Source organism: Streptomyces yerevanensis, assembly GCF_000716805.1.
GTDB classification, from domain to species: domain Bacteria; phylum Actinomycetota; class Actinomycetes; order Streptomycetales; family Streptomycetaceae; genus Streptomyces; species Streptomyces flaveus.
In genome coordinates this window covers 1-293 of sequence record NZ_JNWJ01000261.1, presented here as the reverse complement: position 1 = coordinate 293, position 293 = coordinate 1, and the positions used below count along the sequence as shown (strand labels likewise).

Genomic DNA, 293 nt, shown 5'->3' with positions numbered 1-293 from the left:
GATCACCTTCCCGCTGGCCGCACCGGGAATGATCGCGGCGGCGATCTTCTCCTTCATCACCAGCTTCGACGAGTTCTACATCTCCCAGTTCCTCTCCTCGGTCGACACCGTCACCCTGCCGGTGCGGGTCTACAACTCCCTGACCTTCGACATCGACCCCAGCGTGACCGCGATCAGCGCCATCCTCATCGCCTTCGCGATCCTCGCTCTCGGCCTGGTCGCCCTGGTGCGCTGGCTCGGCTCCGGACGGCAGGGCTCCCTGCTGTCGGTCGAGAACACGGCAGGGGTCGCCA

General features: G+C 65.9%; 1 protein-coding gene. It reads left to right on the top strand.

Annotated features, from left to right (window positions below):
* On the top strand, positions 1–293 hold a 293-nt coding region (locus OP79_RS49335), incomplete at both ends, for an ABC transporter permease (RefSeq protein ID WP_033329927.1).